Source organism: Azospirillum sp. B506, from assembly GCF_000333595.1.
In the GTDB taxonomy this organism is placed as follows: Bacteria; Pseudomonadota; Alphaproteobacteria; order Azospirillales; family Azospirillaceae; genus Azospirillum.
In genome coordinates this window covers 1-4857 of record NZ_BADK01000934.1, presented here as the reverse complement: position 1 = coordinate 4857, position 4857 = coordinate 1, and the positions used below count along the sequence as shown (strand labels likewise).

The window sequence follows — 4857 nt, the reverse complement described above, 5'->3', positions numbered from 1 at the left end:
GTTGAAGTTGCCGGCACGAAAGGCGGCTTGCACCGCCTCCTGGTTTTCGAAGACGCAGGCCGGGGCCTCGACCAGCCGATGCTCGGGCTTGACCGCGGAAATCTTGATGACGCCGCGGCCGAGATTGCCGGTCAGCACCCGCAGCCCGCCTTCGGCCGCGAAGGGAGCCGCGGTGGTGGCGACGACCGTCGGGTCGCCGCTCCGGTCGGTGGCCGCGCGGGTCCAGGTCAGGGCGCCGCCCTCGTCCAGCTCCGGCATGCTGCGGTAGGGCTCCAGACCGCCCTCGCCATGAATGGTGGAGATGTCGGTATGGACGAGTCCGGCATCGATCAGCTGACCGATGATGAAGGGCATGCCGCCGGCCTGATGGAAGCGGTTCACGTCGGCACTGCCATTGGGATAGACGCGGGCCAGCAGCGGGACGACCGCCGACAGCTCGGAGAAATCCTCCCAGTTCAGCGCGATACCGGCGGCGGCGGCGATGGCCGGGATGTGCAGGGTGTGGTTGGTCGAACCGCCGGTGGCGAGCAGCCCGACGATGCCGTTGACCAGCGCGCGCTCATCGACGATGCGGCCGATGGGGGTGCCGGCGCCGGGGGCGGTCATCGCCACCACCCGGCGGGCGGCGGCGTCGGTCAGCGCATCGCGCAACGGCGTGTTGGGGTTGACGAAGCTGGCGCCCGGCAGGTGCAGGCCCATGATCTCCATCAGCATCTGGTTGGTGTTGGCCGTGCCGTAGAAGGTGCAGGTGCCGGGGGCGTGATAGGCCTGGGATTCGGCCTCCAGCAACTCGTCGTGACCGATCTTGCCCTGGGCATAGAGCTGGCGCACCTTGGCCTTGTCGGCATTCGACAGGCCCGACGGCATCGGCCCGGCCGGCACGAAGATCGTCGGCAGATGGCCGAAGGCCAGCGAGCCGATCACCAAGCCGGGAACGATCTTGTCACAGATGCCCAGGCACAGCACGCCATCGAAGGTGGCGTGGGACAGCGCGACACCGGTGGCCAGCGCGATGACGTCGCGGCTGAACAGCGACAGCTCCATCCCCTCATAGCCCTGGGTCACACCGTCGCACATCGCCGGCACGCCGCCCGCCACCTGGGCCACGCCGCCGGCCGCGCGCACCGACTCGCGGATCATGGCGGGATAGCGCTCGTAGGGCTGATGGGCCGAGAGCATGTCGTTGTAGGCGGTGACGATGCCGATCGACGGCTGCGTCTCGCCCCGCAGAGCGGCCTTGTCGTTCGCGCCGCAAGCCGCGAAGGCATGGGCGAGGTTGGCGCAGCCCAGCCTGTGGCGGCGCGGCTTTCCGGCGGCGTTCTCCAGCCGCGACAGATAGGCGGCACGGCGGTCGCGGCTGCGCTCCGCGATGCGCTCCGTCACACGGGCGACGACAGAATTCAGGGGAGAAGGCTTGCTCATGATCGCGTCTCGACCGTTTGTGGGAGGCGATGATTTCTGAACCGGACCATACGCCTGGGAGGATGGGTTGTGAAGAAAATTTTTTTCATGGACAGGACGGCTGCGGCTGGATGTCTCGCCATTTTCGGCAAATTTCTTCATAGTGGCGGAACCGTCCTCCGACGCCCCTCGCCCGTCCGGCCCGCCAGCGGATCGGCTTTCCCAGCGAAGTAAGCTAACTTGATGACAGTTCCGGTCAACAGCCCAGCCGCGCCGCCCGCACCACCTCCTGCACCAATGGACATATTGGCTGAGATTCGGCGGCGGCGCAGTGAATTGAAGCGGTCAGAAGGACAGATCGCCGATCTGGTGCTGGCCGACCCGCGGCGCGTGCTGGACCTGAACGTCACCTCGCTGGCTCAGGCGGCAGAGGTCAGCGAAGCGACAGTCGTGCGATTCTGCCGCAGCATCGGCTGCGCCGGATTCCCGGACTTCAAGTTGCGGCTGGCCGCATCCCAGGCCCGTGACGCTCTGCGCGACGAGGTGCGGGGTGGCACTCCCTATGTCAGCCAGGATGTGGCGCCGGAGGACGATGTCGGCACGCTGGCACGAAAAATTTTTTCATCGAGCGCCGCAGCCCTGACGGCTGCTTCCGCCATGCTGGATGACGGGGCGCTGGAGCGGGCCATCGCCCTGCTGGCGGACGCGCCGCGGGTGCTGTGCGTCGGTACCGGCGGGTCGAGCGCCCTGGCACAGGATGCGGCGCACAAGCTGCTGCGCTTCGGTGCCGACGCCCAGCCCTGCGCCGACCCGGTGCTGGCCCGAATGCTGCTGGTCAATATGGTGGCCGGCGGGGTTCTGCTGGCGCTCTCCAACACCGGACGCAGCGGGACGATCAACGAGTTGGCGGCGATGGCACGGACCCAAGGCACCGCAGTGGTGGCGATCACCGCCCCGCGGTCGCCGCTGGCCGCGATGGCCAGCGTGGTCATCGCCAGCCAACCGGTCGAGGACACCGAGATGTACACGCCGATGGCTTCGCGGCTGGTGCATCTGACGCTGATCGACGTGCTGTCGACCGGCGTGGCGCTGCGGCTGGGCGATCCGGCGGTGCGCCAGCTGGCGAAGATGAAGTCGGCGATCAACGCCGGACGGCTTCCGCCGCTGACCTGAGCATTGCGTCCCACGGGTGGCGGCGAAAGGATGGCTGGGCGGAGGCCTGCCCAATGCGTCATCCGACCATCGACCAAGACGGCAAGGCGTCAGCGTGGTCGTGACGGCAGTTCTTGTACCATCGTCGAATAATTAAGCAAACGAACGATTGCTATCTTCGGCCGCAATCAGGTCCTGCAACCGTTCTGCGCCCCCACGGCTGCGGCGACCGGAACACGGCAACCAGCGGGAGCCAAAAGACGGATGCAGGAAGAGGACGAACCGATGACGCACAGGTCCGCCATGCCGCCACCCCGTCCCCGCCGCCTTGCGCCCTTCCAACCGCTTGCCGCGGCTGGGCTGTTGATAGCGGGGCTGAGCGGCCCGGTCTTCGCCCATGGCGACGTCGTTCCGCAGCCGGTGGACACCGCCGGGCTGGACAAGCTGGGCGACAAGTGGCGGGACAGCAATCCCTACCGTGGCAACCCGCGCGCCATCGAGATCGGCGCCTCGGCCTTCAACCAGAATTGCGCGCGCTGCCACGGGTTGGGTGCGGTGTCCGGCGGCATCGCCCCCGACCTGCGCTATCTGGAGAAAGGCGATGCCGGCGACGAATGGTTCAAGGAGCGCGTCACCAACGGCTCGATCCGCAACGGCGTGACCTACATGCCCAAGTTCGGCGACGCTCTGGGGCAAGAAGCGCTGTGGGCCATCCGCTCCTGGCTTGAGACGGTACACGAGGACTGACGACAGCGCCGGCCGAAAGGGGTACATCCGATGGTGGTGCGGCATGTTCGCGCACAAAACAATTGGCATCATTCGCGATGTTGCAGCCCTCCCTTTCGCTCTGACACAATGGAGGCGGGAACTGCTCCCGTCATCCACTCCTTACAGCCGCTGTGCAGGGAACCGTAGGCCATGACCCGGATCCTGATTGCCGATGACCATCCGATGGTGCGCGATGCTCTGCGCAGTGCCGTGCTCTATTCCTGCCAAGCCACCGACGTGATGGAGGCGGACCGGCTCGACAGCGTCATGCGGGCGCTGGAGGAACGCGGCGACCTCGACCTCGTGCTGCTGGACGTCAACATGCCGGGCATGAACGGACTGGGCGGGCTGCGCACGCTGCGCCAGCGCTTTCCGGCGACGCCGGTCGTCGTCGTCTCGGCCCATGAGGAGCGCCGCTGGGTGCGCGAGGCGATGGAGAGCGGGGCCGCCGGCTTCATCCCCAAATCGACCCCGCGCGACGCCATCGCCGCCGCCCTCCGACAGGTGCTGAACGGCGAGCTGTATGTTCCGCCCCAGGCCGAGGAGGAGGCCACCGCCGGCGATGCCGAGGATGCCGAAACAGCCGAGATCGCACGGCGCATTGCCACCCTGACCGCCCAACAGCTGCGGGTGCTGGAACTGCTGGGCACCGGGAAGTTGAACAAGGAGATCGCCTTCGACCTCAGCATCACCGAGACGACGGTGAAGGCCCATGTCTCGGCGATCCTGCAGAAGCTGAAGGTTTACAGCCGCACCCAGGCTGTGGTGATCGCCAACCGCGTGCTGGCCGACCGGCGGTGAGGAAGGGGCCGGGATGGGGGGCTAACCTCCCGGGAATCGCCACTCTTCTCCTCACCCTCGCCCTGACCGCTCCAGCCTTTGCCGGCGGCGTTCCGCAGCCGGATGGCTACCGCCTGTCCGACTACCGCTCCCCCACGCCGGACGGGGTCGCCGGAGCGGAAACGGTCGATACGCCCGCGGTGCAGGCGCTGCTGTCGCAGGGGCGTCTCATCATCCCGATCTTCGTCCAGCGGCTGGACCGCAGCACGTTGCCCGGCGGCCCCTGGCTGCTGTCGAAGCCCTACCGGCAGATCCCCGGCAGCGTTTGGCTGCCCAATGTGGGGTTGGGCGCCCCCGATCCGGCGACCCTTGCGTGGTTCGAGTCCCAGTTGGACCGGCTGACCGGCGGCGACCGGAGCCGTGATCTTTTGTTCTACTGCCTGTCCGATTGCTGGTTGTCGTGGAACGCAACCAAGCGCGCGCTGTTGCTTGGCTATGCCCGGGTCCATTGGTATCCGACGGGCATCGACGGCTGGATGGAGGCCGGTCTGCCGACGGAAGAGGCCCATCCGCTTCCGCCTCCAGCCGCCCGGTGACACAAGCCTTTGGCACCGGAGACGGCGAAGCGGCGCCGAAAGAGGTGGCGGATTACACCATGGTAGCATGGCGGCCGGCCGTCCAGGACCGCTATCCTTCATCTTGCCAACCATCATGGTAAGCAACATTCTGCAAGCAGGAGTATCACGCGATGAAGAC

5 protein-coding genes are annotated in these 4857 nt (G+C 67.1%); 4 read left to right on the top strand and 1 reads right to left on the bottom strand.

Annotated elements, in window-relative coordinates; translation table 11 throughout:
• Window positions 1-1422, bottom strand: a 1422-nt coding sequence (gene edd / locus I71_RS28870; protein WP_042702421.1) for a phosphogluconate dehydratase, incomplete at its 3' end; no start/stop codon positions are given.
• Window positions 1423-1644: 222 nt separating this feature from the next.
• Here edd and I71_RS28865 point away from each other — a divergent pair.
• From I71_RS28865 to I71_RS28850, 4 genes are all read left to right on the top strand, one after another.
• On the top strand, window positions 1645-2574 hold the full coding sequence (locus tag I71_RS28865; RefSeq protein WP_042702418.1) for an SIS domain-containing protein: 930 nt from the start codon (window positions 1645-1647) through the stop codon (window positions 2572-2574).
• Between the two features lie 264 nt (window positions 2575-2838).
• Window positions 2839-3300: a cytochrome c-550 PedF gene (gene pedF / locus I71_RS28860; RefSeq protein WP_244434120.1), complete on the top strand. Its 462-nt coding sequence runs from the start codon at window positions 2839-2841 to the stop codon at window positions 3298-3300.
• Between the two features lie 171 nt (window positions 3301-3471).
• Complete coding sequence (locus tag I71_RS28855; RefSeq protein ID WP_042702415.1) at window positions 3472-4122, top strand: response regulator transcription factor; 651 nt, start codon at window positions 3472-3474, stop codon at window positions 4120-4122.
• Window positions 4119-4697 carry a rhodanese-like domain-containing protein gene (locus tag I71_RS28850; protein ID WP_244434119.1) on the top strand — a complete coding sequence of 193 codons (579 nt, stop codon included), beginning with the start codon at window positions 4119-4121 and terminating at the stop codon, window positions 4695-4697. Before I71_RS28855 ends, I71_RS28850 begins: the two co-directional genes overlap by 4 nt.
• Window positions 4698-4857: the final 160 nt, after the last annotated feature.

Excerpts from the sequence above, each read along its gene's own strand:
- I71_RS28865 (WP_042702418.1), top strand. The coding sequence starts at position 1,645 with ATGACAGTTCCGGTCAACAGCCCAGCCGCGCCGCCCGCACCACCTCCT.
- pedF (WP_244434120.1), top strand. The coding sequence starts at position 2,839 with ATGACGCACAGGTCCGCCATGCCGCCACCCCGTCCCCGCCGCCTTGCG.
- I71_RS28855 (WP_042702415.1), top strand. The coding sequence starts at position 3,472 with ATGACCCGGATCCTGATTGCCGATGACCATCCGATGGTGCGCGATGCT.